Genomic DNA, 25771 nt, shown 5'->3' with positions numbered 1-25771 from the left:
TTGATGTTTGGTCCAGCGGGGCCAGGGGAGAGGGACATGGATCAGGAGCAGAGCCAGGGCACGCTAACGGATGGCCTCGAGCAGGCGGAGGGCTTCATCCTTCAGGGGCAGGACGACGCAGCGCGGGAGCTTCTCGCCCGTCTTGCCGAGGACGCCGAGGAGTACGTGGACCGCAACTGTGCAGCTACGGAGACCGACCAGTGGTTTAGCTTCCCTACAGTCTTCGACCGCCTGTGCTATCGACACGTGGAGCGGGACCCCCGTACCCTGCACGATGTCGGCGAGCCACTGGACCGTCTCTATGCCGACCTGGCCCTTGCCTGCGTGCGTGCGGGTGACTACAACGCTGGTACCGAGGCTCTCAAGCAGGCTGTGCGCTGGAACCCCATGAACTGTGGCTATCGCCTTGACCTGGCCGACCTCTTCCGCACCAATGGTGACATGCAGGAGTACTTGGCGCTCACATACAGCTGCTTTGAGCGTGCGAGCGAGGCGCGTCACCTTGCGCGCGCGTTTCTCAACTTTGCGGGCTACTTTGAGGCACAGGACAAGCCACGCACCGCTGCGGCGGCGCTTCGCGCGGCAAGGAGGCTCGAGGTGAAGGACTCCGCGCTCGCAGCGGCGCTTGACCAGGCCGGCGGCACCGAGCGAGACCCTGATGGCGTGAGTGACAAGGAGACCGCAGACCTTCTCTCCGCGGAGGGGCTGCCCGACGGGGCAAACGCTGAAGTGGCCGTCTGCCTTCTCATGTGCGCCCAGGATGCCGCTGCCGCAGGTGGGCGTGACGTGGCAACCAACCTCACGCTGCGTGCCCGCGACCTAGTGGGCGAGCCTGCTGCCATGGCGCTGTTGCAGCTCATCCGTGACACGGACGCCGAGATGGCCCGCGAGTCCGCAGGGGGCTCCGCTCGGGATGACGCGCCCAACATGTCAAATGCGGCGCAGGGCGATGGGGGTGCGGGCGATGTCCAAGCCAACTAGGCGAGAAAGAAGGACCATCGCACGCAACCGCGCCGCGCGTCACGAGTACTTTGTAGACGAGACCTTCGAGGCGGGCGTCGAGCTCACCGGCACCGAGGTCAAGAGCCTGCGTGAGCGCGCGTCACAGATTACCGACGCCTTCTGCCTCGTCCGTGGGGGAGAGGTGTGGCTGCACGGCATGCACATCCACCCATACTCAAACGGTGGCGTGTGGAACGTGGATCCCGACAGGAAGCGCAGGCTCCTCCTCCACCGCCATCAGATCGACTACCTCGACGGCAAGCTCCGCACAAAGGGCATGGCGCTTATCCCGCTGGAGCTCTACTTCGACGAGCACAACCGCGTGAAGCTCTGCATTGGCCTGTGCCGCGGCAAGAAGCTCTACGACAAGCGCGACGACATGGCCCGCCGTGATACCGACCGCGAGATTCAGCGCGCGCTCAAGGAGAGGAGCCGATAAGATGAGACAAGGGGACAGTCCCTTTGTCTCACGTGGAGTCTGGTCCGCATGGCCGAAGAGAGGAGACCGATGGACGCAAAGGCACTGTTTAGCTTCTCGTATGGGCTCTATGTTGTATCGGCCAACGATGGCGAGAACGTGGGTGCGTGTCTTATCAACACGGCTCTCCAGGTGACAAGCAACCCGCTGCAGGTAGCGGTTACGCTCAACAAGGAGAACCACACTACCCAGGTTGTGAATGAGGCGGGGCACTTCACCCTTACGGTGGTCTCCAAGACGGCTGATATGCCGTTCATTGGTCGCTTTGGCTTCAAGAGCTCGGCCGACGTCGACAAGTTCGAGGGCTTTGACACCAAGGCCTCGCTGCTCTTCGACCCCTACACGACCGAGCATGCCTGCGCGATGGTCTGCTGCGCGGTTGTGAACACCGTTGACCTTGGCACCCACATCATGTTTATTGGGGAGGTCTCCGACGCTGAGCGCATCTCGGATGAGGAGCCCATGACCTACGCTTACTACCACGGCGTCCTCAAGGGCAAGACGCCGCCCAAGGCATCCTCCTACATTGAGGGCGAGGACCCAACCAAGCCCGTGGTGTCCGTCTCGGCGCCCAAGCACCACTTCCGCTGCAACGTCTGCGGGTATGTCCATGAGACTACCGATGGGGAGCTTCCAGCGGACTTCCGTTGTCCCATCTGTGGTGTCGGGCCAGAGAACTTCACAAAGATTGACTAGGGTTCTACCCGTGGTGCGCCACGGTTGATGTACGTTTGGCAATGGCATGTGTTGGCAAGGTATGCGTGTTCAAGAGAGAGGAACTACCATGGCTGACGAGAAGAAGACCTACACCTTCCGCTGCACCGTCTGCGGCTACGAGGTCACCGTCGACACCCCCGAGCTTCCCGAGGACTACGTCTGCCCCGTCTGCGGCGTTGGCCCCGACATGTTCGAGCTCGTCGAGGAGTAACTCGGAGCTCCAATCACAGACCGCCTCGCTCTGATGGGGTGACCCCGGCGATCCCGAGCTGCACATGCGGCATGGGATCGTCTCTTTTTCGGTCTCTTTACATGCGGGTGGCTATCCCCTGTGGCTTTCGCCAGGCCGTTCGCCCCGCGCTACAATGGCGAAGCCGTGACGGCTTGGGACGGCCGCTGCGGGTGCGACCAGCAGGGCGCAAGACAGTGGGATGTGCTCTGAGAGGCAAGGAGGCCCTGGTAGATGAAGCGCGCTCAGCAGACATCAGAGTCCATCGAGCTGGCGGCGATTCTCGCGTTTTCGGGTGGGCTCATGGATGCCTATTCGTACCTTGCGCGCGGGAAGGTCTTTGCCAACGCACAGACCGGCAACATCCTGCTTTTTGGCGTGAACCTCGCCGATGGCGACGTGCATGGCGCCCTCCACTACGCGGTCCCCGTGGTGGCATTTGCGGTGGGCATTGCCCTTGCGCACTCCATCAAGCTCCTCTCAAGGGAGCGTCGCCTTCACTGGCGGCAGACCGCCCTTCTCGTCGAGGCAGCGCTTCTCTTTGTGGTGTCATTTGTCCCCGACGACCTCAACCTCATCGCAAACAGCCTTACCTCGTTGGGTTGTGGAATTCAGGTCCAGGCGTTTAGAAAGCTCCACGGCAACGGCTTTGCCACCACCATGTGTATTGGTAACCTGCGCAGCGGAACCCAGCAGCTCATTGACTATGCACACGAGAAAGACCGGGCTCACCTTGAGGGGAGTCTTCTCTACTACGGGGTGATTCTCTGCTTTGCCATTGGGGCGATTGTCGGCAGCCGTGCCATTGGCGTGCTGGGGTCCAAGGCGATTCTCGTAAGCACGGCATTGCTTCTGGTCGCCTTCTTCGTGATGTTCCAGGACCGTGAGAAGCGCGCCCGCGAGCGTGCGCGAACCACTGTAGCAGAGAAGGCTGACGTCACGCTTGAGCAGCGCTGATGCCTTGCAGGTATGGCGAGAAAGGCCACTTCCGCGTATGCATGACGGGGCTTTTCTGTCATCCGGGGCCTCTACGGGCCTCGGCCTGTCAAAACTTCCGCATCGTGCGTACGCACGTCAGTTGCATGTGCTGGGGGTTGCCCGCCGAGAAACCCCTTGCGTCCTCTCGCCACGTCCGTGGCGCGCCGTTTTGGGTACACTATCCCATGCGGCTGCATGCCGTTGCTCTTTGATAACGCGTATGGTGGCAGCATCCCCATTCCATCTCTGGGGGTGACTGGTTTCGACAGGGTGCATCTGAGATGGGCAGCAGGCCGTGGTCTCCTCGCCACGCTAAACAGGGGAACCGTCAAATTGAATTGACGACAATTCTTCTTACGAGCCTCAGCTGGCTCTCGCTGCTTAGTCTTACTAACCAGCGCGTCAAACCGGGGGTCTCTCCCGCTCCCGGGGCGGCGTCATTCTAGGGAGACGCTCGCGCGGATGTAGTCGGTATGCCGCGCGCTAAGACCAAACCGGCTGGGAGGCCAAGCGCGGGCTACCGGGTGCGCGGCCTCCAAGATCTAACCGGCAGCTGAGCCTGGAGACACCTGTCAGGGATGTGCCTTGGACCGGAGTTCGATTCTCCGCACCTCCACCATAAGAGAATTGGTCGAACACCTCTCATAGCGGGGGTGTTCGGCCTTTTTCTTTTCAGGCGTGAAATCGTCAGGCAAATCATCGAACATGAAATAGATGGTCACCGTATGCGCGTCAATCTCAACAAACCGTATCCAATCGTTCATGATTTCCAAGGGCGTCGTGTCTGTCGCCAAGTCATCGAGCCACAGCAACACATCGTCTATTGACGGCTGCGCTGATTCCGTTTGCTCGGCAACATGCAAGCGAGCTTCTAAATCCGCTTTCTGACGTTTCAATTCGTCTATGCGGTCTTTGCCACCGGGCGGTGCGATTCCGTCTTCTATCGCCTGCCAGATTCGCTCAAACGCGGTGTCAATGCGCCGCATCTCCTTCTTGATGTAATAGCTCTCCGGCTTCTCTTCCGAATCCAATTCCGCTTCATAGCTCACGAGCGTTTTGGCGATTCGCCTTCTCACGTCATCGCGCTTCACCGCTTCATAGGTCATATCGACCACGACATCTTCTATGAGGTCGCGCCGTATCGTTCTGCGGCACTTCTTGCATTTGTAGTAGTGATATGCCGTTCCGGTCTTGGATGTGCCGCTTGTGCCTGCCATCGGCCTGCCGCATCGCGAGCAGTAGAGCTTGCCGGTGAACGGGAATTCCAACGCGCTGTCAACCTTCCTGCGCGGGCGGTGCCTGTCGCCTAGGATGCTGTCAATCATGTCCTGCTCTTCCTGCGACCAAAGCGCGGGCATTCCGCCTTCCACTTGATGCCCTGCGTACTTGTAGACGCCTGCATTCTGCACGCGTTTCAGAAGCTTTGTGACAGTATCCTGATTGAGCCTAGTGCCGCGTTTGCTTCTCTCTCCATCGACGGCGCGCACTATGTCGGCAACCAAGCTTCCGCTGAAGAGCAGGTTCTTCATCCGCCGCATCACTGCCGCTTCACGTTCGTTTATCACATAGCGGCCACCTTCGATATCCCATCCGTAAAGCGAGCACCCGTTCGCCATGCAGCGTTCGGCGTTCTTCTGTATGCCATCCCTGATGCGCTCGCTGTCAATGGCACTTTCCCATTCGGCAAGCACTTCGAGCATCCCGAGCTGGAGCACGCCGCTCGAACCGCTTGATATCTCTTCACCGGCATAGAGGATTTCGATACCCGCCTTGCGCAGCATGATGCGCGCCAAGGCCATTTCGTCGCGGTTGCGCATGATGCGCGTGACCTTGTAAATCACCACGTAGTCAAATAGACCTGATTTGGCATCGTTCATCATGTGTTGGAACTCTGCGCGGTCTGTGTTGCGCCCCGTTTGGGCATAGTCGCAGTACTCTCTCACGACCTGCAAGCCCTCGTGCTTGCAGTAGGCGCGTGAGTTGTCAACTTGTATCTCGATGCTCTCCGAACGCTGGTTGTGCGAGCTGAAGCGCGCATATATAGCGGCTCGGTTCTTCACCATGCTAAAATCACTCCTTAGAGCGGGCGCGGTAAAGCGCTCTGCTTCTTCATCAGCCCTGCGCGCGTTCCGCCAAGTTCCCGCGTGGGGCCTCTCTTTGAAAACGACACTTTAAGTTGCCGTTTTTCCGTCTTTCAAATCCCCCCTACAATCAAATAACACCAGCTCACGGCTTTGAAGCTAAATGAGAGAGCACCTGTTTTCGTCCTGGCGGTGCCAAGATTCATTGAAGGTCAGCCCCGCAGCAGCGCGGGCCTTCGTTATTTCCCGCCTTTCGCGACAAACGCGATAAGCACGCCTAAAGCAAGAATCGGAACGCCAACGATAGGTGCGGCCGTGGCGATAAAGAAGCCCACAACGGCGCATAGAATGCCTATTGCTACAAGTGCAGGATTTGCCTTGCGCAGCTGCTTTTCGGCTTCACTCCGTGTTTCGGGCTTCTGCTCGGTTGCCTGCTTATCGACAGATTTGGTAGCTGCATCATGTTTCGCTGTAGATGCGGCATAACCACCCGAGACGATGTCTCTATATTCCTCATCGCCGTAGTCAAGGTAGCTTTCGCCGAACTCGTCTTCAACGCGCTTGGGATGGCGGCGAGGTTCACCAAATAGAGAGTCATCGAGAAGCGCCTTGTAGCAATGCGCCGTCGCCTTCACGTCAGCCAACGCATCGTGTGCGCCGAAGTCTCGATAATCGTAGTACGCGGCGCAGTCTTCGAGCTTGCACCAAGACCATTCTTCGAAGTGTTCGTTCCATTCGCCGTGAACCTTCGCGAACTCCTTCATCACATCGAACGTCTGACGCTCGGGGATATCAAGCCCTGCGGCACGGAGAAAGCCGAGGTCGAATTCTGCGTTGTATGCTACATAGAGCTTCGCGGCTTTGAAGATAGGCTCTATCTCGTCTTTCCGTTCCTCGATTGCCTGCTTGTCCTTCACCATGGCCGGGCTTATGCCGTTGATGCCCTCTGCCTTCGGCCACCGTTTGCGCTTTGACGGCTTGAATCTGTCGTTGAACAGAACGTCGCCAGCAAGATTCATGACGGCAAGTGAAAGAATCTCATCTTGCCTATCTCCCCCGACGTTGATTCCGGTTGTCTCCGTATCGAAGATGATTACGTCTTCCGGGTCTATCGATAGCAGCTTGCCTTTCCTGTTCACTGTGATTCACCCCTATACGGCTTGGTGTCCCTCGGTGGGAGGTACACGACGTTCGGCTGTCTTTTTAGATTCACCCGCAGCTGCGCGGGCGGTCATCGCAATGTTCTGCCGCCATTGCGGCGTGCTCTCGCGATAGCATCCGACTATCTCACTCTCAACCGGAGTTAGGCATTCGCCGTCTTCTTCGTGTGAATGCTCTTCGTACCAGCCGAGTATGTCGTTTGGTGTGCAATTGAGAGCAATCGCACAGTTCCAAACCTGCTCAGCGTTCGGCACTGATTCGCCGCGTTCCCATGAGCCGACGGTACGTAAAGACACGCCAACGCGTGTTGCAAATTCCGTCTGTGTAATGTGCAGCTTCCTTCTCAAGTTGTTGATAGCGAGCTGCATTCAGCACCTCCAATAAAAGCAAATATTGCCGTGAATTCTATTCCATATAGAGAGAATAGGCAAATTATTTCCTAGATTTCTATTGTAATTGGCAATATCTCTCTTATACTTCATACGTGTTAGGAAGATATCTGCATATTTAGAAGGTGAATCAAATGGAATTCAACAAGGAGGCATTCGCCGCTAATCTGCGCTCGGCTCGTGCGGCGCTGCACATGTCTCAGAAGGAACTTGCAGACGCGGTGGGCGTGTCCAAGGACTCAATCGTTAAGTACGAGAGCGGAGATGGCTACACGCCGGGTGCCGACAAAATCATCGCGATTTGCCGTGTCGTTGGCAAAAGCCCTAACGAGCTCATGGGCTGGAAGGAGACGGTTTAAGTGAACCGAGCTGGAAAACATCGGTTTTGCTTAGGCGAAACCGAAATAAAAACCGTCGGTTTTGGAGGTGGTATCACGAATGCCAAAACCGTGCGGCCCAAGCGCTGTGCAGCGTCAGTGGTGCAGGTACGCCGTTGCGAAGACGCGCGAATGGCTACAAAGAAAGATGCCCGTACGAAGCGGTCACTTCGAGCGGGCGCGTCAAATTGCGGACAGCAATTGACATACGACAGTTTAGCGCATCTTCCACGTTGGAAGAGATGGGGTGCCTACGTTTTAGCTGCTCTCACCATGAGTGGAATCCTCCCCATGGCAGGTGCCGCGCTGCTGACATATGCGTGCGACATGGTTGGCTGGTGGCTTCTCACCCCGCTTTACATCGCGGTTGGGCGCGTCTTGTGGCGCGTGATTTGGTCATGAGGGCCGAAGTCTACCGCGACAGTGCGGGCTTCTGGATGGCGCGCATAGAGGAAGACGCGAACGCGCCTGAGAGCAAAGGAATTGGCACTGTTTGCCGTTGCCAGGCGCTACCCGTTACGCCTTCGGCAAGCAGGGCCGAAGCGGAAGCGGCACTGCGTCGCGTCATGAGCCGCGAAGCGAGGTGCCCGAATGGACACCGATGACTACACGCAACCGCTAGAGGCAGCCATGCGCGAGGAGCGCGAATACGTCTACTCGATGCCGCTGAAGATTGCCGACAGGCGATACCTGTTCGAGGAATGGTGCGAGAAGAACCCAAAGGCGCTTCGTGAAATCGAGCTGACGGCGCTTGCAATCGATGCGCACGGCATGCGCGTGTCCACCAAGTACCTCATCGAGAAACAGCGCTATGAGGGCACCGTGAAGCTCGTAGGCGTGCCGTTCTTCGATGACCAAGGGCACGAGCACGAATACGCAATCAACAACAGCGACAGCCCTTTGCTCGCCCGCTGGCTGCTCAGAAGGAACCCGGATATGCGCATAGAGCTTAGGGCATCCATGTTCGATAAGGAGAGGAAGCAATGAAGCGAATGCACGTCGTAGACACCATTCAGAAGGCTAATGCTGACACACGTTGGCTCAACCCGAACCTATCGCTTGTGAACATGGAGACCAAAGAAGCGGTCGAGATGGATATGCCAACGACCCTGAAGATCATTCGCGGCACTCTCGCATGGGTTGATGAACTGCTTGCTGAAGATGCGGAATACGAGCAAGACAGAGCGCGCAACATGCAGCGTCTTCTTTCCTACGTGGGCGCATACGTTGCGGAAGACCTTTCGCTCTGATGGCGAGAAAGAGCGAAAGGAGGTGAACACATGCCTACAAGCGCAGAGCTGGGCGCCGCGCAAGAGCCTATGGCCTTCTTCCCGCACGACTCCAACGCAGCGCAGGACGTGAAGTGCCAACGTCTCATTCACCGCCGTGGGTGGGACGGCTACGGGCGATGGTGGCGACTCTGCGAGTATCTGGCTGCCACCAAAGGGCACTCAATCGCATTCGAGACGGAAGAAGACGCGCTTATCCTCGCGGGCGTTCTCGGCTTCGGCCAGACGGGCGCTTTCGATGAGTACGTAGCGATTGAAGATTGCAAATCTTATGTCTCAGAGCTGTTGGATATCGGCCTTCTGGAACGCGACGAAAACGGCTGTTTGAAAAACTCTCGGATGCAAAAAAACTCGCTTTACTTCGGTCGCCAACGCGCTAACGGACGCAAGGGCGGAAGGCCACGCAAGAACTCGAAGAATAACGATTCAGCAGGTCAGGAGGTGTAAAAGTATGTTTGTTAAACCCAATGCAAAACCAGTGGTTTTAAGGGTGCTAAACCCACCCGCAAATGGTTGCCTAACCATAAAACAAGACAAGACAAGACAAGACAAGGTGGGTTTTGGTTCCTAACCAAAACCAAAACCCACCATCCTTGCTTGTTAGTCAACGTGACAAGCAAGGTTGCCTTTCTTGCTTCTTCTTTCTGTAGGCAATCGAAATCACGGCAACTCATCCAATCGAAAGAATCGTTTTCAACGTGTTTTCAACAGAGTTTTCAACAATCGCGATTAGGAGGGGGAAAGCGATGACGAAGAGCATACGAGTGCTCAGCATGTCAGAGTCGCATGGATGCCCAGACCTCATAGAGTACGGCGGGCGGAGATATGCGCTGCAGGAGACGTGCACATACGAGCCGTCAGAGTTTGCCACCAGATTCGATGAGAACGACGAAGAGGTAGAGACATACGAACCCTCAGAGGACTGCGGTTCGTTCGAGTGCTCAGCCTGCGGATTTGACATGCTGTTCGGCTATGACATGGGGTGGTTTGACGAAGAGCCGCCCTACAAGCCCCATTTCAAGTACTGCCCGAACTGCGGCGCGAGGGTTCTTGAGAGAAGGTGAGACGAATGCTGACCAGCGACGAGCGACGCGAGGTGGCGGCGAGGCTGAGGAGCGAGGCAGAATGCATGCACTCCGACGCAATCAACGACCTGCTCGACCACATCGACGCCGCAAACAAGGCAATGGGCACCTGCAAGGCGGCAATCCTGCATCTCGCCGACCTCATAGACCCGACGTGCGAGGTGGATTACCGCAGGTACTTATACGGCAGCTGCGCCTACGAGTACCGCCTCTCCTGCGGCCACAGCGTGTACCGGCCGCAGAAGACGCCGCCGGCATACTGCCCCGAGTGCGGCGCGAGGTGCATCCGGGATGGTGATGGGCATGCAGGGGGAGACGGCGATGAGGGCTGAGCTGCGCGGTGCCGCCGTCCTGGCAGCCGCCGCGGCCGTGCCGGTGGCGGCGCCGCTCGCGTGCACGGCGGTCGTGGCGTGGTGCCTGTGCGTCGCGGCGCGCACGAGTGACGAACGGCGCGCGACGGCGCACTATCCACACTATCCAGTTTACGGGAACGGAGGCATCCAGGGTGACAACTTTGAAGGAAGGCGAGACGAATGACCGTGATTAGGAGCTCCCAGAACCACGGGAGCGTTGTCGAGCACCCCGACCATTACGCAGGAGACGGCAAGATTGAGTGCATGGATGCGATGCGCTCGATGATGAGTGGGGAGCAGTACGCATTGCCATCTATCGCTGCCCATTGGTGGGCCGAAGCCTTCAAGTACATCTGGCGCTGGCGACGCAAGAACGGCGTTCAGGACTTGCAGAAGTGCAGGCAGTGCATTGACTACCTCATCGATGAGATAGGCGGCACAAGTTGAAGCATCGCAAAGCCGTGATTTGCGTGCTCGCGGCTACCGCCATCACCTGCGCGCTCTTGCTGTACTGGTGGGTCATCAATCAGCTCAGGCTTCTCGCCCTGTTTCTCGTGACATTGGCGCTCATCATCTGCATGCCTTAGGAGGTTTTGCATGGAAACCAAAATGGAATCAAAGTACACGCCCGCTCGCAAGTTCCGCGATTTTGGCACGCATGATGGCTTTGTCGAGGCAATCAAGGATTGCGGACGCTACATCATCGACAACGCGGAAAACCTACTCGGTGAGTACCCGGGCGCGGCACTCTCGGAGATGGACATAGTGGCGTCTTTACGCTTTGACGAATGCGTGCCGGCTATCACCGTCAAGCGTATGCATCTGGTTATCCCGCGCGCCGATGACGAGGAAGACCAGCGATGAACCGTAACTGTCTCGTTATCGTGTTGCCCGTCGCGCCCATCATCGGCGGCATCGCCGCCGTCTGCGCCATAGCCCTCGTCACCCTGTCGCTCATGGCCATTCGGCGTTATGGGCGCAGCAGGTACATGGATGGCTTCCGCGATGGCGCGCGCGTTGACATCGGCGCGGTGCAGCGCTTTCACGACGCCGCGCACGCGTTCGGAGATGCGAGATGGAGGGGTAATGGCAACAATGGCCGGCGCTAAGGTCAAACGCGGTGCGGACGGCGTTTGGGAATGCCGACTTTATCTCGGACGTGGCGCAGACGGGAAGGCCATACGGCCTTATAGGCGCTTTCCTGACGCGGCGACCGAGGAAGACGCGCAGGCGCTTGCTGATGCCTGGGCGGGCAGCCTGACCGCCAATGGGACGGTTGCGAGCACGCGCCTTGCCGATTTGCTCGAAGACTACGTAGAGCTTCGAGAGCGCAACGGGGCAAGCCCGAACAGCACCAGAAGCTATCGCCTGTTCATCCGCTATGTCACCAGATATCTGAAGACCGCGAATGCGCGTGATTTGGGCGTGATGGACTTCCATCGCTTCGAAGAGCGTCTGCACATGAGCAAAGCCGAAGGTGGGCAGGGCCTCAGCCGCAACACGATAAACAACGTGCACATGTTCCTACGCGGCGCTTACAGGTGGTTCGTGGAAAGCGGCACATGCGATGCCAACCCGCTCGTATCGGTTGCGCACCCATCGCCCGAGCACCATGAAGCCGCAGCCGTCAGCGAGTGGGATTACAGGACATTCAATGCAGCGCTCACACAGGCCATCGACAAGGATTTCGAGACCAAGGCGGATTACCGCGATGCCGTCTATGCGTTCGCCGCTTGGCTCGCCCTCCACACCGGCATGCGCGTCGGCGAGGTGTGCGCCGTCAGGCGCGAGGACGTGAAGATGCGCCAATCATGGATTCACGTAGGCGGAACGGTAATCGAATCGAGCGGAAGGAAGCCCTATCGGCGCGACGTTACGAAAGGGCGCAAGAGTCGCAACGTCGATGTGAACCAAGGCGAGCTTGGCGTTATAAGCGCCTACATATCCAAGCAGGATGCCTTTCTGGCAAACTCAGATGGCACGCCCGCGCGTTTAAGCTCCAAAGCTCCGCTAGTGACCATGAAGGGGGAATACGAGCGCCCTACGACGGTCTCACGCGCTTTTAGCCGCATTCGCGACTCATGCGGGTTGCCGCGAGAGATAACGTTCCATTCCCTTCGGCACACGTATGCGACGTGGCTCATCGCCGAGGGCTGCAACCTGAAGAAGCTATCGGTTCAGCTCGGGCACGCCGACGAAGCTATAACGCTGAGAGTCTACGGCCATCTGCTGCCTGGCGGCAACGAGGGAATCGCAGACCTGTTCACGCATGCAGAGCACCGTGCGCTTGGGCTGTAGGTGCCAAAAGTGAACCAATCGAATGTTTTCAGCGCGGGTTGGTTGTGAGGGCATAGAGCGAGTTGAATCAAGGGTTTCAAGCTTTAGGGAAACGGCACTCAACAGATAAGGACTGATTATCAGGCAATAGCGAGCAAGGAGGATGCCGGTGTGGCGGCAAGTCCCACCGAATCCCGAAGGAATGAGGTGTGATGAAAACCATTGAGATTGATGACGATTGCTGGGCGCGCCTGAAGCGAAACCTCATGGGGCGTGGCGCAGACGAAGCCCTGAAGGACTACACGCTGCCCGTCAAGCTGACGCACGGCACCGAGTACATCACCTACGAGAAGGAAGGCTATGAAGATGATTCCGAATCTGACAACTGAGCAGCGCAGGGCGAACCTAGAGAAGGCAAAGGCTGCGCGTTCGAAGCGGGCGGCGGTTCTGAAGAAGGTCGCCGACGGAACCTACAGCGTCGAAGACGTTCTGAACATGGCGCTTGAAGACAAGGCCATATCCCGCATGAGAGCATTCACGCTCATCAAAGCCGTGCCGGGATATGGATTCAGCAAGACGCAGCAACTATTGAAGAAGTTGCACATCGCCGAATCGCGCCGGCTTGGCGGTCTCGGCAACCGTCAACGTGCCGCGCTCATAGAGACGTTCGGAGGTGCGAAATGAGCCTGAACAAAATCACGCTTTCGGGCAACCTCGGGGCAGATGCAGAACTGCGTTCCACCAAGGACGGCAATCCTGTCGCTACGTTCTCGATTGCGGTCAATGAGCGCAGGCCACAGGGCGACGGCACTTGGGGCGATTACACCAACTGGCTCGATTGCGTCATGTTCGGCAAGCGTGCAGAAGCCCTCGCACCGTGGCTTCTCAAAGGCACGAAGATTTCGCTCATAGGCCATGTTCACACACGCACCTACGAGAAGGACGGGCAGAGCATCAAGCGCTGGGAAATCCGCGTTGATGACTTGGAGCTTATGCAGGCAAGGCGCGGACAGCAGGAACCGCAACCGGCATCGAACAGCTCTGACGTGTACGACAGCGACATTCCGTTCTAGGGGGCAGTCAATGGTAGGCAGGAAGATGAACATCAAGGCTGTCGGCAACGTCGAAGCGCCGAAGTACGCACACCCCGGCGATGCGGGGCTTGACCTTCGCATAACGGAATCGGTCACGCTCGAACCCATGCAGAAACGGACGGTAGGCTGCGGCATCGCCTGCGAGATACCGAGCGGATGCGTCGGGCTTGTGTTCCCACGCAGTGGCCTTGCGAGCAAGAAGGGAATCACACTTTCGAACAGCGTTGGCGTCATCGACAGCGGGTATCGTGGCGAGGTGTGCGCAACGCTGCTCAACCAGAGCGCCGAGACCGTCACGCTCGATAAGGGCACGCGCGTCTGCCAGCTTGTCATGATGCCGTATGTCCCATGCGACCTTGTTCAAGTGGATGAGCTGAGCGACACAGAGCGCGGCGCTGATGGCTTCGGCAGCACCGGCGTCGAGTAGGCGGTCGATATGTTGGCGATTATCGGATGGCTCAGCTTGTGGCAAGCCTTCAAGCTGTGGCGCTCGGATTGCAAGCGCACGACAGAACGGTGAAGCCCTATGCTAGCCAAGGAGTATTTCGAAGAAGTGCGCGCCGAGATGCTTAGGACAGACGAGGCGCGAGAGATGCTTGAACGTATGAAGGCACGTGAGGGCGCGAAGACACAGCGCTATAGTGAGGGTGTGGGCGGCAGCTGTGCAGCCGACCCGATGGATAGCGTGACGGCGCGCATCGACTTCGAGGGGAAGCTAAGGCAGCGCATCGCCGATGCTGAAGGCGTGATGGACGAAGCCTGCATCGTGCTCTACGGCGCGGACGGTCGCGGCGGCCTGGCAAAGCTGAAGGGCACAAGATACGCCGATGCCATCTGCATGTACTATTGCAATGCGCAAACGTGGGCCGAGATTGCAGATATCATGCAATGCACCGACAAGTGGTGCCGCAAGCTGTGCGAGGTGGGGTTTGCCTACATCGACCGCGAGGGATGGGCCAAGGTGAGAACTGCTTGAAATAATAGTTCCCATCAGTTCCCTCGATGTGTTAAAGTTCGGTATGGTGGATTAGGTTCTATGAAGGGCACGGGCGAAAGCTCGCGCCCTTTTCATTTGCGGGGTGTGCGATGGCAAAGGACTTCTCTCGTGCCTTCTATGCATCCTCGGAATGGGAACACGCAAGGGATGCAGCGTTGACCCGCGACAACCATCTGTGCCAGCATTGTCTCGCACAGGGCGTGATAACGCCTGCGGTCATGGTGCATCACATCATCGAGCTGACGCCGACGAACGTCAACGACCCGGACATCGCGACGAACCCCAGCAACCTCGTCAGCCTATGCGACCGATGCCATAAGAAGGTGCACGGCTGGATAAGGCAAGGCTCAACGCGAAAAGGCTTGGCATTCGACGGCGACGGCAATCTGGTGTCGCTCGGTAACTGAATCAGAAACGACACAACGAGACGTACGCGCTGAAAGTCTGACACAAAACCGCAGTTCAGACGGCAACGCAATCCCCCCGTTCTGCAAAACGCAGCCGATAGCCGGGGGACCAACGTCGGGAGGTAAAAAAATGCGCGCGCCGGGTTTCGCAAAGGGGGTGGTCTTGCAATGACGGTGAAATCGGCAAATAATTCGAAAGTTTCGGCCAGAGTTGCAGGAAGTAGCCCGCCGAAGCGCCCCGTTGCCAAGGAGAACCGCGTAACGAGCGAGCTTAACAAGCTGCGCAAAATCACCAAGGATGCGATACCGGACGAGAGGCGCAAGGTTGTCATGCCGCTGCTCGCGAACCTCGCCTTCCTGAAAGTCAAGCTCGACGATTCCCGCAAAGAACTGCTCTACGAGGACATCTACACCGAGTACGACAACGGTGGGGGGCAGACGGGACTGCGCGAGCATCCCGGCTTCAGCGCGTACAACAAGCTCTTCACCACGTTCTCACGCGGCGTGAAGCAGCTTACGGACATGATTCCGAGCGGCACCGCCGCCGCCGATGCGCTCGTAGACTTCATCAATGAAACGCGCTACTAGGAGTGAGGAACCGAAGGGCGGTTCGTGCGAGCGAGCGATACGCGAATACTTCGGCGGAATACTCAGCGGTGCGATAGTGGCATGCGACAAGATGAAGCAGGCCGCCGCCCATGTCCTGCACGACATGGACAACACCGACCCGCTCTATCCCTACCACTACCGCGAGGAGTTCGCGCAGAAGCACGTTCGGTTCATCGAATCGTTCTGCCGCCTTCCGTCCGGGCGCTTGGGGCATGCGTTCAAGCTCGAACCGTTCCAGCGCGCCATTCTGTCCGTAATCTTCGGCTTCGTGGATGCGGACGGGGCGAGGCAGTACCGCGAAGTGCTCTGGCTCATGGGGCGCAAGAACGGCAAGACCGCCCTTGCATCTGCAATCGAGCTTGACCTGATGGTGAACGATGACGAGGGTGCGCCGGAGGTCTACAACGTGGCCACCGCGCACGACCAAGCGGCGAAGGGCTTCAACAACGCATGGCGGATGGTGCTCACGTCGCCCGCGCTCGCGAGGCACATCCGCAAGCGCGTGTCAGACCTCTACTGCGATTTGAACATGGGCAGCATCAGGGCGCTGTCGGCGAACACGAACCATCTTGACGGTCTCGATATCTCAGGTGCAATCGTCGATGAGCTTGCCGCCATGAAGAACCGCGACCTCTACGACCTCACGATGCAGGGCACATCGGCGCGCCGCCAGCCGCTCGTGCTCGAAATCACGACCAACGGATTCGTGCGCGACGGCATCTTCGATGCCCAATACGAGTACGCGACCAAGTGGCTTGACGGCAAGGTTTCCGGCGAGAAGGCAGAGCGCTTCATCGCGTTCGTGTTCGAGCTGGACGAGCGCGAGGAATGGGAGGACGAGGATGCTTGGATTAAGGCGAACCCGGGGCTTGGCACCATCAAATCAGCGTCTGCCCTTCGCCAGAACGTGTCCAAGGCAAAGGATGACCCCACCTATCTTCCCACCCTGCTTGTCAAGGACTTCAACCTCATCGAGAACCAATTGCAAGCTTGGCTCAATTGGGCCGAGATTCACAACGACGAGATGTTCGACCCCGGCGACGGCAGCTTCACCTACGCCGTGCTCGGCGTGGACGCTGCCGACACGACAGACCTCACGGCGGCGTGCCTTCTCATGCAGCGGCCCGATGACCCCAACATCTACGCGCTGCACATGGCTTGGATACCGCAGCAGGCTTTGGAGCGTGCCGAGAGGGAAGGCAGGCGGGGCGGGCGAGATGACGTGCCCTACGACGCGTGGATTGCACGCGGCCTCATGCGGACGTGCGACACGCCAATCATGGACAAGCGCACCGTGCTCGATTGGGTCGCAGAGGTGCAGGACAAGTACGGCATCTATGCCGTCGCCTGCGGCTATGACCCATGGCACATGCGCGACGTCCCCACCGTCGATGCCTACGAGGACTATTTTGGTGCCGACAACCTGCAAAAGGTCATCCAAGGCGCGAAGACGCTCTCGACGCCGATGAAGGAGATGCGGTCTCTCTACAAGGAGAACCGCATCGTTGACAACGCGAACCCAATCGCCGAATGGTGCCGCTCGAACGTGTCAATCAGAACGGACGTGAACGGCAACATCCAGCCTGACAAGAAGAACCAAGACCCGCGCAACCGCATCGACGCTTGGGCTGCCGAATGCGACGCGTACATCACGCTGAAAGACATAGCCGACGATTACCACGCGATGATTGGAGGGTAGATTGAGCAAAACGAGATTCCGCCTGCGTTCGCTCTTCGACGCGGTTTTCCACAAGCCGCAGATGCAGGCAGTCAACGGCTACTTCTCCACCTTCACCGCCTATGCGCCATCGTTCACGACATGGCAAGGCGGCATCTACGAAGCCGAGCTGACGCGCAGCATCATCGAGAGCGGCGCAGACCATGCGAGCAAGCTGAAGCCGGAGGTTTCCGGCTCTGCGCAGCAGGTAGCGGCGCGAGCGCTCAGGCAGCAGCCTAACCCGTGGATGACAACGCCGCAGTTCATCAAGCGCATATGGACGCTTCTTCAAGTCAACGACACGGCGCTCATCGTTCCAATCGACGCGGGCGACGGTTCGATGATTGCAGGGTATTACCCGGTTCTGCCCAACCAGTGCGACGCATATGACGTTGACGGTGAGCTTTGGCTTAACCTCACGTTCCCAACGGGCGATTCGGTGCTTGTCGAGTGGTCACGCGTTGGCGTGATGACGCGCCATCAGTACCAAAGCGACCTCTTTGGCGACGGCACAAACGTGCTCGAACCCACGTTGGAGCTGATTCACGCCCAGAACGAGGCCGAGCAGACGGCCATAGAGCAGGGCGCGGCGATTCGCTTCATCGGCAAGCTCTCGCAGAACCGCAACGACGAAGACCGCGACAAGGCGCGCAAGCAGTTCAACGCGCAGCTCTCGGCTGACAACGCGGGCGGCATCGCCGTCTACGACAAGCTCTTCTCAGATGTCGAGCAGATAACGCCTACGAGCTACACGGTCGATGCGGCGCAGATGGAGCGCATCGAGAAGAGCGCCTACCGCTTCTTCGGAAGTAACGAGGACATCGTGACGAACCGCGCGGACGAGGACACCTACAACAGCTACTACGAGGGGCGCATCGAGCCTTTCGCCGTGCAGCTTGGGTTCGTGCTCACCTCCATGACCTACACGGCAAACGAGATTGCGCACGGCAACTCAATCATGTTCTCCGCGAACCGGCTTGAGTTCGCGAGCAACGCGACAAAGCTCAACGTCGCCGTAGGGCTTTTCGACCGTGGCATCTGGTGCGGCAACCAGGTCGCCGACGTGTTCCAGTCGGCGCACTACGATGGCGGCGAGCGCCACGTCATACGCGGCGAGTACATCGACCTCGCGCTCATCAGCGAGCACACATCCGAGCAAGCCGCGCAGGCGGCAGAGACGAACGCCAACGTTGCCGCGATGGACGCCGGCAGCGGAACCGATGGCAGCAAGGAGGTAGACGATGCCGGCAAAGCCGAATGACCGACAATACCGCGCGCTGTCCACACCGCTTCACGTAAGGGCTGATGAGGGTGCAGTGGACAAGCGATTCAAAACGGATTACTACGTCGAGGGGTACGCGTCAACCTTCAATGACCCTTACGTGCTCTTCGAGGATTGGGACGGTGTCAAGTACACGGAGATTATCAGCCCCGATGCCTTCCGCGGTACCGACATGAGCGACGTAATCATGCAGTATGACCATTCTGGCAAGGTCTTCGCGCGTATGAGCAACGACACGCTCATCGTAGAGCCTGACCCACATGGGCTGTTCGTCGCTGCCGACTTGTCGCGCTCTCGGGGTGCACGCGACCTTTACGAAGAGATTCAATCGGGACTAATCACGCGCATGTCGTGGGCCTTCACGGTCGCCGCAGATGAGTACGACCGAGAGACGCACACTACGACCATCACGCGAATCAAAAAGGTTTTCGATGTGTCTGCCGTCAGCCTGCCGGCTGACCCGAACACCGAAATATCAGCGAGAAACCTGCTCAACGGAGCGATTGAGCAGTCGCGCAAGGAGCTTGCGCGCCGTAAAAGTGCCCTTGCGAGGGCAAGGGCGACATTGGCAATCGCCAAGAGCAGAAAGGTTTAGACAATGGACGATCTGACTATGGATGACCTGCTTGCCGAGCTTCAGGCGCTTATAGACAAGTACGCGCCCGCTGCCGGCGACACCGAGCCTGCCGAGCCGACCGATGAGGATGCAGAGCACATGAGCGCCCTCACCGCAGAGATTGAGAAGCGCAATGCGGCAGCGGCACAGCGCCGCGAGGGTCATGCCGCCCGCGTCGCAGCGGCACGGGCTGCCATCGAGACCGGCAACGCCCGCAAGGTCGATTCCGTGCCGCTTGGAACCTCAGCGACCCATCGCGGCTCGGTTTCCCGCGTGCGCGACACGACCGATTACAACTCTGTCGCCCGCCGTGCATGGGTGAAGGATGTTGCCCGTCGTTCCGGCGTGCAGCTTGTCGAGGGAACAGACTTCACGCAGGCTGAGCGCGACGCATACAACCACCTTATCGAGAAGCGCGCCGCCTTCACTCACCTGACGAGCAACGCCGACGCGGTAATCCCCGTTGAGCTGCAACAGCAGATTTTCAGCCTTATCGACAACACCGCCGTCCTCTATGGCGACATTCACAAGGACAACTTCCCCAACCAGTTCGAGCTTATCCGCCACACGGCAATCAAAGTTGGCGATGCCGCTGTCACCGACGAGGGCGCAGCTCCTGTAGATGAGCAGAACAAGTTCGACACCATCACCCTCACCGGCGAGGAAATCAAGAAGACCGTGAAGATGAGCCGAAAGATGGCGGTTCAGTCCATCAACGGCTTCGAGCAGTACATCGTGAACGAGACCGGTGCGCGGCTCGGCGTTGCCGCCAACGCACGCGTGCATGCAAAGATTGTCGATGGGACTCTTGGCATGGCAGCAGCCAACAAGATCGCGGCAAAGACTGCCGGCAAGCTCACGAAGGCCGACATCACCTCGATGCTCGGCCTGCTCAACACTTTCGGCAATGCCGCACCTGCCGGATGCATCATCTACGCGAACAACACGACCATCTGGAACTACATCGCCATGGTCGAGGATTCTACCGGTCGCTCTTACTTCGTCGACGAGAAGACCGAAGACCCTGCCGTCGAGGGGCATATCTTCGGCAAGCTCGTTAAGCGAGACGATTCGATGGCTGACGGCATCATCAAGGCCGGCTATCCCGACCTGTTCCGAGGAAACATCTTCGATGGCGTGGACGTGACGCCCTACGTCGAGCCGGGCACGCAGAAGCGTTGCTTCGATGGCTACCTGCTCTTCGATGGTGGCCTTGTCGTTCCGCAGGCGTTCGCTCAGCTCACCATTGGTAGCACCTCTGGCCACTAAGGAGAGCTGCTATGGCAGAGATGACGAAGCTGCTTGACGCGTGCCGAGAAGCGCTGAGGATTCCCGCCGACTGCACCGACTACGACGCCGAGATCGAAGACCTCATCACTGCCGCCCGTGCCCGTCTGCGCGCGGGCGGCGTTGTCGCCGCAAAAGCGGCTGATGATGCAGACGGCACCGTAAGGCTTGCAATCAAGGTCTATTGCAAGGCGAACTTCGGCATGGACAACCCGGATGCCGAGCGCCTTGCTCAGTCGTTCGATGACATCCTGACGATGATGGCCGGCAGCTCTGAGTTCGGGGGCTCGTCATGAGCATGTGGGCTGGCACCTGCCAGCTCATCGCGAAGGTTGTCACGAAGGACGAGTACGGCGTGCAGCACACGAAGGAAGACAAGCGCAAGGTCTTCTGCAACGTCTTCAGCATGGGCGACGCCGCCTACTACGCCGCCGCAGTCGCAGGCATACACCCAGAAGCGGTCTTGCAGATGCGCAAGAGCGCCTACAGGGACGAGCCGCTAGTGGAGTTCGGCGGCAAGCGCCTGAACGTCGAGCGCGTCGACAGGTCAAGCCCCGACTTCGTGCGGCTGACACTATCAGAGGTGGTGGGCGAACGTGGCAACCCAAGACATTGAGCGCTTCATCAGCAGCTGCATGAAAGAATGTGTTGATGACAACGCATCAGCCCTCTCGCAGAACGCGGCAGAAGCGGGCAAGCGCGCCGTGAAGCTCTTGAAGCAGAAGAGCAAGTCGCGCACAGGCGCCTACAAGAAGGGCTGGAAGGCCGACACCGAAAACGACGAGACCGGCACCGAGTGCACGGTGCACAACCGGCTCTATCAGCTCACCCACCTGTTGGAGAACGGGCACAGGATAACGAACCAGACCGGCAAGGACTACGGCCACGTTCCCGGCGACGGGGTAATCAGGGAGGTCGCAGACCAAGTGGCAAGCGAGTTCGCAGAGATGGGCGGTGACGGAGAATGATAGGGCTGAAGGAGCTTTGCGGCGTGCTCGATACGCTGGGCATACCGTGGGCTAACCAGAGGTTCGCCGATGGCGAAGAGCCGTCTCCGCCCTTCATCTGCCTTGTCGCCGGCTATAACGAAGCGGCATTCGCGGACAACAGGAACTACCTTTCATGGATGCCATACGACGTGGCGCTCTACACGCGGCACCGCGACTACGCGAACGAGAGGCGCATCCGCGATGCGCTCGAATCCGCAGAGTGCCCCTACACGCTCGATGTCACGGAAATCGAATCAGAAGGATTGACAGAAGCGGCGTTCACCGTGAACGTCGCCGAGGACTAGGAGGACAAAATGCCAAGAAATGGATTCTTCGGCGTGAAGAACTCGCACTTTGCCTTGGTCAAGGACGAGGATACGCTCACTTATGACAAGCCAGTGCACATCGCGGGCACCGTCTCTATCAGCATGGAGCCGAGCGTAGAGACCGCAACGAGCTACGCTGACAACGAGCCTTGGCTTGACAAGGAGATTGACAACGGCGGCTCTGGAACCATGAGCTTTTTCGATACCGAGGGCACGCCAGAGCTGCGGCAGCTTATCGCCGACCTCGTTGGCTACGAGATTGCCGCAGACGGGCGCACCATCCTGAGCGCGAATCTGAAGCCCAAGAAGTTCGCCTTCATGTGCGAGCAGCCGGGTCATATCCTCGGACGCCGCCGCTGCCTGCTCATGTGCCAGCTCACCAAGCCGAAGCAGGATATGGATACGCAGGAAGATAAGCCTGAGATTGCCAAGCTAGATTACTCGTTCACGTGGCGACCGGTGAACATTCCCGGTACCGACATTCGCACGAGCGGCTATGACAGCTTCACCGGCCTAACTGATTATAAGACGTTTTTCGATGCTGTGAACATCACCCTCGCGCACAAGACTTCAGCAGGAGCATAGGAGATAGGGAATGATTATCAAGGTCGGCGAAAAGGAGTTCGAAGCAACCTGCAACGCCTTCACGCCCATCGTCTACTCGCGCTGCTTCGCGGTAGACAACCCGAACGGTACACGTCGCCCGAAGGACATCAACGAAGCTCTGGGTGCTATTATCGCCGCACAGAGCGAGTACGGATTTCCGCCCATCGTGCCCATGCTCGAAATCTTCTACGCATGCGTAAAGACGGCAAACCAGAAGTTCGATGAGAAGTTCGATGAATGGGTTTCTGAGTTCCCTCCTGACTCATACGATTTGGGGCGTGCAGACGGTTGGGCATTCGACGTGATGCAAATCATTTTGGACAACTTTTTTCCAACGCAGAAAAAGGACATGGAAGCCGCGCCTGCCAAATAGAACCGCGCCGCCGCTGCCAAGCGAGCTTAGCGATTCTTGCGATGCGAGATACATCTACAACTGCCAGCAATGCGGCCTGACGCTCTCAGACCTTCAGCTGATGAGCTATCTGCAGGTGCAAGACCTGCTCGAAATCAACGCGTTCTATGCCGATGCATCGGCGCATTACGAAGAGGACGAGAAGGCGAGGAAGGCCGAAGCGGCGTTCTGGTCATAAGTTCTTAACGGCAACGCATCCGTAAGGGTGCGCTGCCTTAAGCACTCACGCTGTTCTGACAATCGAAGAGGGGTGATTACGTGGCTGTTTCGTACAAGGGGCTTGTAATCAAGTTCGGCGGCGACACGACAGAGCTGCAAGGCGCTCTGAAGCAGGTCCGGAAAGCATCGCGTGACACCCAAAGCGACCTTCGCGACATTAACAAGGCATTGAAGTTCGACCCTGGCAACACCGAGCTTCTAGCGCAGAAGGTCAAGACGCTCAATGCAGCTTACGGCGAGACCGAGCAGAAGCTTGACGCGTACAGACAGGCTTTGCAGCAACTCGAAGCGAAGAAGCAGTCAGGCGCCCAGCTCACCGAAGAGGAAGAGAGGCAGTACGATTCGCTGAAGCGCTCGATTATCGAATGCGAATCACAGCTCGATTCCTATGGCGAGAAAATCAAGGCGGCTGGCACAGAGCTTGACGCATCGCAGACGCATCTTTATCAGCTCGGGCAATCGCTCAAAGACAACGCTGACAAGTGGGCAGAGCACGGCAAACGCGTCGAGACAGTTGGCAAAACAGTCTTGGGCGCGAGCACCGCAGTCGCCACCGGAGCCGTCGCCGCGTTCAACGAAGTCGATGCCGGAGCCGATATCGTAATACAGAAGACTGGCGCGACGGGTGAGGCTGCCGAGCAGCTAAATCAGTCTTTCGAGAACGTCGCAAAGCAGTCAAGCGCGTCGTTTGAGGAAATCGGCACCGCCGTTGGCGAGGTGTCGGCGCGATTCGGGCTTACCGGAGACCAGCTAGAGCAGACATCCGTGCAGTTCCTTGAGTTCAGCGCCAATACTGGCGTTGACCTCGCTGCCGCCTGCGAGAACGCTTCTATGGCTATGCAAGCCTTCGGCGTTGATTCCTCGCAGGCTGGCAATGTGCTTGGTGTCTTCCAAGCAGTCTCGCAGCAAACCGGCATAGACGTGAACACGCTGATGAACGATGTCAACGCGAACGGTGCCACCTTCCGTGACCTTGGACTCAGCCTCCAGGACTCAGCCGCATTGCTGGGGAGCTTCGAGGCTGCCGGCGTTCCGGCAGACCAGATGCTGACAGGTCTTAAAAAGGCTGCTGCAAATTGCGCTGCGAGCGGAACCGACCTCGGCACGACGCTGCAAGACCTTACGGATAGGCTGCAAGACCCCGCCACGCAGGCACAGGCGACGCAGGAAGCGATAGACCTGTTTGGCTCGAAGTCGGCAATGGCCTTTGTCGACGCGGCAGAATCCGGACGCATCAATCTCGATGCTCTCGGCGGCTCGCTCGATGACTACGCGAGTACCGTGAACGATACATTCGAGGGAACAAAGGATGCCCCCGACAGGATGCAGGAGAGCCTTCATTCCCTTCAGATTGCAGGAGCCGAGCTTGGGGCCGACATACTAGACACGCTCGTGCCAGCCGTGCAGAAGGCTGCCGACATTGCGGACGGGCTAAAGCAGGTCTGGGATGGTCTTACCCCAGAGCAGCAGCAGCTTGCCGCGAACGTGGTGCTCGGCGGCGTCGCCTTCGGCGGTCTTGCGACTGGCATAGGCAAGGCGATGCAGATGGCCGAGGGCATCGGCACAGCCTTCCAGACCGTCTCAAAGCTAGGCACCTCTTTGTCTGGCGTAACGTCTGGCATCTCTGGTGCCTTCAGCGGCCTTGCATCGGTGCTCATGGCCAACCCGTGGGTGTTTGTCGCCGCTGGCATCGCCGCTGTCGTAGCCGGCTTGGTATGGTTCTTCACGCAGACGGAGACCGGCAAGCAACTGTGGTCTGACTTCACCGGGTGGATTACGGACAAGTGGCAGGGAGTGCAGGACTTCTTTGCAGGCATTCCCGAGTTCTGGGGCGGCATCTGGGAGCAGGTCACCGGAACAGTCTCTGGATTCGTAGACGGAGTTGGCGAGAAGTGGGAAACCCTCAAACAGGGCGCTTCCGACACTTGGGAGAACATCCAAGGCGGAGCATCAACCGCTTGGGAGGGGCTGAAAAGCACCGTTGGGAGCCTAGCGCAAGGCGCCGCTGATGCCGTTTCGACCGGATGGGACAACCTCACGACCAGCACGCAGACGGCATTCGCCGCCATCGGCCAGGCCGTGCAAAACGACATGAACACGGCCCAGACAGTGGGAAGCTCAGCCGCTAGTGCCCTGCAAGCAGCGATGAACGGCGATTGGAGTACGGCGCAGAGCCAAGCGGCGACCGCATTCGACGCGATTCGAGATGACATTCAGAGCAAGATGGACAACGCACGACAGAACGCCATCAACATCGCTGACAGCATCGGCGAAAAGCTCGGATTCCCCGGTCTCGGTTCCAAGGTCGCCGGTGTCTTCGATAGCGTAAAGGACGCCATCACAAGCCCGATTCAGGGCGCATGGGACTTCATTTCGGGAATCCCGCAGCAGATTATGGATGCCTTCAGCGGGATTAGCATAAGCATACCGACGCCGAAACTCCCCCACTTCGACGTGAGCTGGAGCGACTACGGCCCCGTGTCGTTGCCGAGCGTGAGCATCGACTGGTATGCACACGGCGGCTATTTCGACCAACCATCGCTCATCGGCGTCGGCGAAGCGGGCGGCGAGTTCGTGGCGCCAGAAAAGCAGCTGTTTGACTTCATCGAGCGCGCCGTCAACAGCGCGTTCAGCAGCCAGCAGACGGGACGGCAGATAAGCGTCGCGGTCGAGGTAAACGCCACGGTCTCTGGCAACGCGGACGCGTATGAGACTGGGCAGCAGATAGGCATGGGTATCGCAAGCAAGCTGAAGCAGAGGGGGGCGCAAGTTGCAACGTAGACAGCAAAGGGCG

General features: G+C 58.5%; 39 protein-coding genes and 1 other RNA gene. 37 read left to right on the top strand and 3 right to left on the bottom strand.

From position 1 onward, the window contains the following. Nucleotides 1-36: 36 nt before the first annotated feature. The 6 genes from ACO59D_RS06125 to ssrA all read left to right on the top strand — a co-directional run bounded on the left by ACO59D_RS06125 (nucleotide 37) and on the right by ssrA (nucleotide 4023). Nucleotides 37-981, top strand: coding sequence for a hypothetical protein (locus ACO59D_RS06125; protein ID WP_485126218.1), 945 nt, complete (start codon nucleotides 37-39; stop codon nucleotides 979-981). Continuing rightward, the gene (gene smpB, locus ACO59D_RS06120) at nucleotides 965-1441 is read left to right on the top strand and encodes an SsrA-binding protein SmpB (RefSeq protein ID WP_485126217.1); all 477 of its coding nucleotides are present in this window, start codon (nucleotides 965-967) and stop codon (nucleotides 1439-1441) included. Before ACO59D_RS06125 ends, smpB begins: the two co-directional genes overlap by 17 nt. A gap of 69 nt (nucleotides 1442-1510) precedes the next feature. Then, nucleotides 1511-2176, top strand: a complete 666-nt coding sequence (locus ACO59D_RS06115; protein WP_485126216.1) for a flavin reductase — start codon at nucleotides 1511-1513, stop codon at nucleotides 2174-2176. A gap of 88 nt (nucleotides 2177-2264) precedes the next feature. Continuing rightward, nucleotides 2265-2408, top strand: coding sequence for a rubredoxin-like domain-containing protein (locus ACO59D_RS06110; protein ID WP_032111290.1), 144 nt, complete (start codon nucleotides 2265-2267; stop codon nucleotides 2406-2408). A 252-nt stretch (nucleotides 2409-2660) separates the two neighbouring features. Next, the gene (locus ACO59D_RS06105) at nucleotides 2661-3383 is read left to right on the top strand and encodes a YoaK family protein (protein WP_485126215.1); all 723 of its coding nucleotides are present in this window, start codon (nucleotides 2661-2663) and stop codon (nucleotides 3381-3383) included. Between the two features lie 269 nt (nucleotides 3384-3652). Further along, nucleotides 3653-4023: a transfer-messenger RNA gene (gene ssrA / locus ACO59D_RS06100) on the top strand. On the opposite strand, the gene ACO59D_RS06095 is transcribed toward ssrA, so the two are convergent. From ACO59D_RS06095 to ACO59D_RS06085, 3 genes are all read right to left on the bottom strand, one after another. After that, nucleotides 3977-5467 carry a recombinase family protein gene (locus tag ACO59D_RS06095; protein WP_485126214.1) on the bottom strand — a complete coding sequence of 497 codons (1491 nt, stop codon included), beginning with the start codon at nucleotides 5465-5467 and terminating at the stop codon, nucleotides 3977-3979. The two genes, ssrA and ACO59D_RS06095, sit on opposite strands and share 47 nt — an antisense overlap. A 257-nt stretch (nucleotides 5468-5724) precedes the next feature. Then, nucleotides 5725-6624, bottom strand: coding sequence for a 3'-5' exonuclease (locus tag ACO59D_RS06090; RefSeq protein WP_485126213.1), 900 nt, complete (start codon nucleotides 6622-6624; stop codon nucleotides 5725-5727). Between the two features lie 12 nt (nucleotides 6625-6636). Further along, the gene (locus ACO59D_RS06085; protein WP_485126212.1) at nucleotides 6637-7014 is read right to left on the bottom strand and encodes a helix-turn-helix domain-containing protein; all 378 of its coding nucleotides are present in this window, start codon (nucleotides 7012-7014) and stop codon (nucleotides 6637-6639) included. 155 nt (nucleotides 7015-7169) lie between these two features. Between ACO59D_RS06085 and ACO59D_RS06080 the strand changes: the two genes are divergently transcribed. From ACO59D_RS06080 to ACO59D_RS05930, 31 genes are all read left to right on the top strand, one after another. Then, entirely contained in the window at nucleotides 7170-7394 is a 225-nt protein-coding gene (locus ACO59D_RS06080) for a helix-turn-helix domain-containing protein (protein ID WP_485126211.1), read from the top strand. Between the two features lie 291 nt (nucleotides 7395-7685). After that, complete coding sequence (locus ACO59D_RS06075; protein WP_485126210.1) at nucleotides 7686-7814, top strand: hypothetical protein; 129 nt, start codon at nucleotides 7686-7688, stop codon at nucleotides 7812-7814. 189 nt (nucleotides 7815-8003) lie between these two features. Continuing rightward, on the top strand, nucleotides 8004-8399 hold the full coding sequence (locus ACO59D_RS06070) for a hypothetical protein (RefSeq protein WP_485126209.1): 396 nt from the start codon (nucleotides 8004-8006) through the stop codon (nucleotides 8397-8399). Then, entirely contained in the window at nucleotides 8396-8662 is a 267-nt protein-coding gene (locus ACO59D_RS06065) for a hypothetical protein (protein WP_485126208.1), read from the top strand. The genes ACO59D_RS06070 and ACO59D_RS06065 overlap by 4 nt, the downstream gene beginning before the upstream one ends. 30 nt (nucleotides 8663-8692) lie before the next feature. After that, nucleotides 8693-9148: a Lin1244/Lin1753 domain-containing protein gene (locus ACO59D_RS06060; RefSeq protein ID WP_485126207.1), complete on the top strand. Its 456-nt coding sequence runs from the start codon at nucleotides 8693-8695 to the stop codon at nucleotides 9146-9148. Between the two features lie 299 nt (nucleotides 9149-9447). Continuing rightward, nucleotides 9448-9765 carry a hypothetical protein gene (locus ACO59D_RS06055; protein ID WP_485126206.1) on the top strand — a complete coding sequence of 106 codons (318 nt, stop codon included), beginning with the start codon at nucleotides 9448-9450 and terminating at the stop codon, nucleotides 9763-9765. A 5-nt stretch (nucleotides 9766-9770) separates the two neighbouring features. After that, nucleotides 9771-10118: a hypothetical protein gene (locus ACO59D_RS06050; RefSeq protein ID WP_485126205.1), complete on the top strand. Its 348-nt coding sequence runs from the start codon at nucleotides 9771-9773 to the stop codon at nucleotides 10116-10118. Beyond that, nucleotides 10108-10323 carry a hypothetical protein gene (locus ACO59D_RS06045; RefSeq protein WP_485126204.1) on the top strand — a complete coding sequence of 72 codons (216 nt, stop codon included), beginning with the start codon at nucleotides 10108-10110 and terminating at the stop codon, nucleotides 10321-10323. Before ACO59D_RS06050 ends, ACO59D_RS06045 begins: the two co-directional genes overlap by 11 nt. Further along, complete coding sequence (locus ACO59D_RS06040; protein WP_485126203.1) at nucleotides 10320-10586, top strand: DUF3310 domain-containing protein; 267 nt, start codon at nucleotides 10320-10322, stop codon at nucleotides 10584-10586. Before ACO59D_RS06045 ends, ACO59D_RS06040 begins: the two co-directional genes overlap by 4 nt. Next, nucleotides 10583-10726, top strand: a complete 144-nt coding sequence (locus tag ACO59D_RS06035) for a hypothetical protein (RefSeq protein WP_485126202.1) — start codon at nucleotides 10583-10585, stop codon at nucleotides 10724-10726. Before ACO59D_RS06040 ends, ACO59D_RS06035 begins: the two co-directional genes overlap by 4 nt. Before the next feature lie 10 nt (nucleotides 10727-10736). After that, nucleotides 10737-11003, top strand: coding sequence for a hypothetical protein (locus tag ACO59D_RS06030; protein ID WP_485126201.1), 267 nt, complete (start codon nucleotides 10737-10739; stop codon nucleotides 11001-11003). Next, entirely contained in the window at nucleotides 11000-11248 is a 249-nt protein-coding gene (locus ACO59D_RS06025; protein ID WP_485126200.1) for a hypothetical protein, read from the top strand. The genes ACO59D_RS06030 and ACO59D_RS06025 overlap by 4 nt, the downstream gene beginning before the upstream one ends. Next, nucleotides 11226-12437 carry a tyrosine-type recombinase/integrase gene (locus tag ACO59D_RS06020; RefSeq protein WP_485126199.1) on the top strand — a complete coding sequence of 404 codons (1212 nt, stop codon included), beginning with the start codon at nucleotides 11226-11228 and terminating at the stop codon, nucleotides 12435-12437. The genes ACO59D_RS06025 and ACO59D_RS06020 overlap by 23 nt, the downstream gene beginning before the upstream one ends. Nucleotides 12438-12628: 191 nt before the next feature. Further along, complete coding sequence (locus ACO59D_RS06015; RefSeq protein ID WP_485126198.1) at nucleotides 12629-12805, top strand: hypothetical protein; 177 nt, start codon at nucleotides 12629-12631, stop codon at nucleotides 12803-12805. Beyond that, nucleotides 12777-13100, top strand: a complete 324-nt coding sequence (gene mihF, locus ACO59D_RS06010; RefSeq protein WP_485126197.1) for an integration host factor, actinobacterial type — start codon at nucleotides 12777-12779, stop codon at nucleotides 13098-13100. Before ACO59D_RS06015 ends, mihF begins: the two co-directional genes overlap by 29 nt. After that, complete coding sequence (locus ACO59D_RS06005; RefSeq protein WP_485126196.1) at nucleotides 13097-13489, top strand: single-stranded DNA-binding protein; 393 nt, start codon at nucleotides 13097-13099, stop codon at nucleotides 13487-13489. The genes mihF and ACO59D_RS06005 overlap by 4 nt, the downstream gene beginning before the upstream one ends. Nucleotides 13490-13499: 10 nt before the next feature. Next, entirely contained in the window at nucleotides 13500-13937 is a 438-nt protein-coding gene (dut, locus tag ACO59D_RS06000) for a dUTP diphosphatase (RefSeq protein ID WP_485126195.1), read from the top strand. Nucleotides 13938-14075: 138 nt separating this feature from the next. Then, nucleotides 14076-14486, top strand: coding sequence for a hypothetical protein (locus ACO59D_RS05995; RefSeq protein ID WP_485126194.1), 411 nt, complete (start codon nucleotides 14076-14078; stop codon nucleotides 14484-14486). Between the two features lie 110 nt (nucleotides 14487-14596). Then, entirely contained in the window at nucleotides 14597-14914 is a 318-nt protein-coding gene (locus ACO59D_RS05990) for an HNH endonuclease (RefSeq protein ID WP_485126193.1), read from the top strand. 168 nt (nucleotides 14915-15082) lie between these two features. Then, nucleotides 15083-15502, top strand: a complete 420-nt coding sequence (locus tag ACO59D_RS05985) for a hypothetical protein (protein WP_485126192.1) — start codon at nucleotides 15083-15085, stop codon at nucleotides 15500-15502. Between the two features lie 91 nt (nucleotides 15503-15593). Further along, on the top strand, nucleotides 15594-17222 hold the full coding sequence (locus ACO59D_RS05980) for a terminase large subunit (RefSeq protein ID WP_485126191.1): 1629 nt from the start codon (nucleotides 15594-15596) through the stop codon (nucleotides 17220-17222). 1 nt (nucleotide 17223) lies between these two features. Continuing rightward, the gene (locus ACO59D_RS05975) at nucleotides 17224-18501 is read left to right on the top strand and encodes a phage portal protein (RefSeq protein WP_485126190.1); all 1278 of its coding nucleotides are present in this window, start codon (nucleotides 17224-17226) and stop codon (nucleotides 18499-18501) included. Then, complete coding sequence (locus tag ACO59D_RS05970) at nucleotides 18482-19117, top strand: HK97 family phage prohead protease (protein WP_485126189.1); 636 nt, start codon at nucleotides 18482-18484, stop codon at nucleotides 19115-19117. Before ACO59D_RS05975 ends, ACO59D_RS05970 begins: the two co-directional genes overlap by 20 nt. A gap of 3 nt (nucleotides 19118-19120) precedes the next feature. Then, complete coding sequence (locus ACO59D_RS05965; RefSeq protein WP_485126188.1) at nucleotides 19121-20407, top strand: phage major capsid protein; 1287 nt, start codon at nucleotides 19121-19123, stop codon at nucleotides 20405-20407. An 11-nt stretch (nucleotides 20408-20418) separates the two neighbouring features. After that, complete coding sequence (locus ACO59D_RS05960) at nucleotides 20419-20721, top strand: phage head-tail connector protein (RefSeq protein WP_485126187.1); 303 nt, start codon at nucleotides 20419-20421, stop codon at nucleotides 20719-20721. Continuing rightward, nucleotides 20718-21041: a hypothetical protein gene (locus ACO59D_RS05955; RefSeq protein WP_485126186.1), complete on the top strand. Its 324-nt coding sequence runs from the start codon at nucleotides 20718-20720 to the stop codon at nucleotides 21039-21041. Before ACO59D_RS05960 ends, ACO59D_RS05955 begins: the two co-directional genes overlap by 4 nt. After that, complete coding sequence (locus tag ACO59D_RS05950) at nucleotides 21022-21393, top strand: hypothetical protein (protein WP_485126185.1); 372 nt, start codon at nucleotides 21022-21024, stop codon at nucleotides 21391-21393. The genes ACO59D_RS05955 and ACO59D_RS05950 overlap by 20 nt, the downstream gene beginning before the upstream one ends. Next, nucleotides 21390-21719: a hypothetical protein gene (locus tag ACO59D_RS05945; protein WP_485126184.1), complete on the top strand. Its 330-nt coding sequence runs from the start codon at nucleotides 21390-21392 to the stop codon at nucleotides 21717-21719. The genes ACO59D_RS05950 and ACO59D_RS05945 overlap by 4 nt, the downstream gene beginning before the upstream one ends. A 9-nt stretch (nucleotides 21720-21728) precedes the next feature. After that, on the top strand, nucleotides 21729-22325 hold the full coding sequence (locus tag ACO59D_RS05940; protein WP_485126183.1) for a major tail protein: 597 nt from the start codon (nucleotides 21729-21731) through the stop codon (nucleotides 22323-22325). 10 nt (nucleotides 22326-22335) lie between these two features. Further along, nucleotides 22336-22719, top strand: a complete 384-nt coding sequence (locus ACO59D_RS05935) for a hypothetical protein (protein WP_485126182.1) — start codon at nucleotides 22336-22338, stop codon at nucleotides 22717-22719. A gap of 297 nt (nucleotides 22720-23016) precedes the next feature. After that, a complete protein-coding gene (locus ACO59D_RS05930) occupies nucleotides 23017-25758 on the top strand; it encodes a phage tail tape measure protein (protein WP_485126181.1) in 2742 nt (913 codons plus the stop codon). Nucleotides 25759-25771: the final 13 nt, after the last annotated feature.

This window comes from Tractidigestivibacter sp., from assembly GCF_057241865.1.
The sequence above is the reverse complement of the archived record's forward strand: the minus strand, read 5'-3'. Positions and strand labels throughout refer to the sequence as shown.

Coding starts and splice junctions, on each gene's coding strand:
- ACO59D_RS06125 (WP_485126218.1), top strand. CDS start 37: ATGGATCAGGAGCAGAGCCAGGGCACGCTAACGGATGGCCTCGAGCAG.
- smpB (WP_485126217.1), top strand. CDS start 965: ATGTCCAAGCCAACTAGGCGAGAAAGAAGGACCATCGCACGCAACCGC.
- ACO59D_RS06115 (WP_485126216.1), top strand. CDS start 1,511: ATGGACGCAAAGGCACTGTTTAGCTTCTCGTATGGGCTCTATGTTGTA.
- ACO59D_RS06110 (WP_032111290.1), top strand. CDS start 2,265: ATGGCTGACGAGAAGAAGACCTACACCTTCCGCTGCACCGTCTGCGGC.
- ACO59D_RS06105 (WP_485126215.1), top strand. CDS start 2,661: ATGAAGCGCGCTCAGCAGACATCAGAGTCCATCGAGCTGGCGGCGATT.
- ACO59D_RS06095 (WP_485126214.1), bottom strand. CDS start 5,467: ATGGTGAAGAACCGAGCCGCTATATATGCGCGCTTCAGCTCGCACAAC.
- ACO59D_RS06085 (WP_485126212.1), bottom strand. CDS start 7,014: ATGCAGCTCGCTATCAACAACTTGAGAAGGAAGCTGCACATTACACAG.
- ACO59D_RS06080 (WP_485126211.1), top strand. CDS start 7,170: ATGGAATTCAACAAGGAGGCATTCGCCGCTAATCTGCGCTCGGCTCGT.
- ACO59D_RS06075 (WP_485126210.1), top strand. CDS start 7,686: ATGAGTGGAATCCTCCCCATGGCAGGTGCCGCGCTGCTGACATATGCG.
- ACO59D_RS06070 (WP_485126209.1), top strand. CDS start 8,004: ATGGACACCGATGACTACACGCAACCGCTAGAGGCAGCCATGCGCGAG.
- ACO59D_RS06065 (WP_485126208.1), top strand. CDS start 8,396: ATGAAGCGAATGCACGTCGTAGACACCATTCAGAAGGCTAATGCTGAC.
- ACO59D_RS06060 (WP_485126207.1), top strand. CDS start 8,693: ATGCCTACAAGCGCAGAGCTGGGCGCCGCGCAAGAGCCTATGGCCTTC.
- ACO59D_RS06055 (WP_485126206.1), top strand. CDS start 9,448: ATGACGAAGAGCATACGAGTGCTCAGCATGTCAGAGTCGCATGGATGC.
- ACO59D_RS06050 (WP_485126205.1), top strand. CDS start 9,771: ATGCTGACCAGCGACGAGCGACGCGAGGTGGCGGCGAGGCTGAGGAGC.
- ACO59D_RS06045 (WP_485126204.1), top strand. CDS start 10,108: ATGAGGGCTGAGCTGCGCGGTGCCGCCGTCCTGGCAGCCGCCGCGGCC.
- ACO59D_RS06040 (WP_485126203.1), top strand. CDS start 10,320: ATGACCGTGATTAGGAGCTCCCAGAACCACGGGAGCGTTGTCGAGCAC.
- ACO59D_RS06030 (WP_485126201.1), top strand. CDS start 10,737: ATGGAAACCAAAATGGAATCAAAGTACACGCCCGCTCGCAAGTTCCGC.
- ACO59D_RS06025 (WP_485126200.1), top strand. CDS start 11,000: ATGAACCGTAACTGTCTCGTTATCGTGTTGCCCGTCGCGCCCATCATC.
- ACO59D_RS06020 (WP_485126199.1), top strand. CDS start 11,226: ATGGCAACAATGGCCGGCGCTAAGGTCAAACGCGGTGCGGACGGCGTT.
- ACO59D_RS06015 (WP_485126198.1), top strand. CDS start 12,629: ATGAAAACCATTGAGATTGATGACGATTGCTGGGCGCGCCTGAAGCGA.
- mihF (WP_485126197.1), top strand. CDS start 12,777: ATGAAGATGATTCCGAATCTGACAACTGAGCAGCGCAGGGCGAACCTA.
- ACO59D_RS06005 (WP_485126196.1), top strand. CDS start 13,097: ATGAGCCTGAACAAAATCACGCTTTCGGGCAACCTCGGGGCAGATGCA.
- dut (WP_485126195.1), top strand. CDS start 13,500: ATGGTAGGCAGGAAGATGAACATCAAGGCTGTCGGCAACGTCGAAGCG.
- ACO59D_RS05995 (WP_485126194.1), top strand. CDS start 14,076: ATGCTTAGGACAGACGAGGCGCGAGAGATGCTTGAACGTATGAAGGCA.
- ACO59D_RS05990 (WP_485126193.1), top strand. CDS start 14,597: ATGGCAAAGGACTTCTCTCGTGCCTTCTATGCATCCTCGGAATGGGAA.
- ACO59D_RS05985 (WP_485126192.1), top strand. CDS start 15,083: ATGACGGTGAAATCGGCAAATAATTCGAAAGTTTCGGCCAGAGTTGCA.
- ACO59D_RS05980 (WP_485126191.1), top strand. CDS start 15,594: ATGAAGCAGGCCGCCGCCCATGTCCTGCACGACATGGACAACACCGAC.
- ACO59D_RS05970 (WP_485126189.1), top strand. CDS start 18,482: ATGCCGGCAAAGCCGAATGACCGACAATACCGCGCGCTGTCCACACCG.
- ACO59D_RS05965 (WP_485126188.1), top strand. CDS start 19,121: ATGGACGATCTGACTATGGATGACCTGCTTGCCGAGCTTCAGGCGCTT.
- ACO59D_RS05960 (WP_485126187.1), top strand. CDS start 20,419: ATGGCAGAGATGACGAAGCTGCTTGACGCGTGCCGAGAAGCGCTGAGG.
- ACO59D_RS05955 (WP_485126186.1), top strand. CDS start 20,718: ATGAGCATGTGGGCTGGCACCTGCCAGCTCATCGCGAAGGTTGTCACG.
- ACO59D_RS05945 (WP_485126184.1), top strand. CDS start 21,390: ATGATAGGGCTGAAGGAGCTTTGCGGCGTGCTCGATACGCTGGGCATA.
- ACO59D_RS05940 (WP_485126183.1), top strand. CDS start 21,729: ATGCCAAGAAATGGATTCTTCGGCGTGAAGAACTCGCACTTTGCCTTG.
- ACO59D_RS05935 (WP_485126182.1), top strand. CDS start 22,336: ATGATTATCAAGGTCGGCGAAAAGGAGTTCGAAGCAACCTGCAACGCC.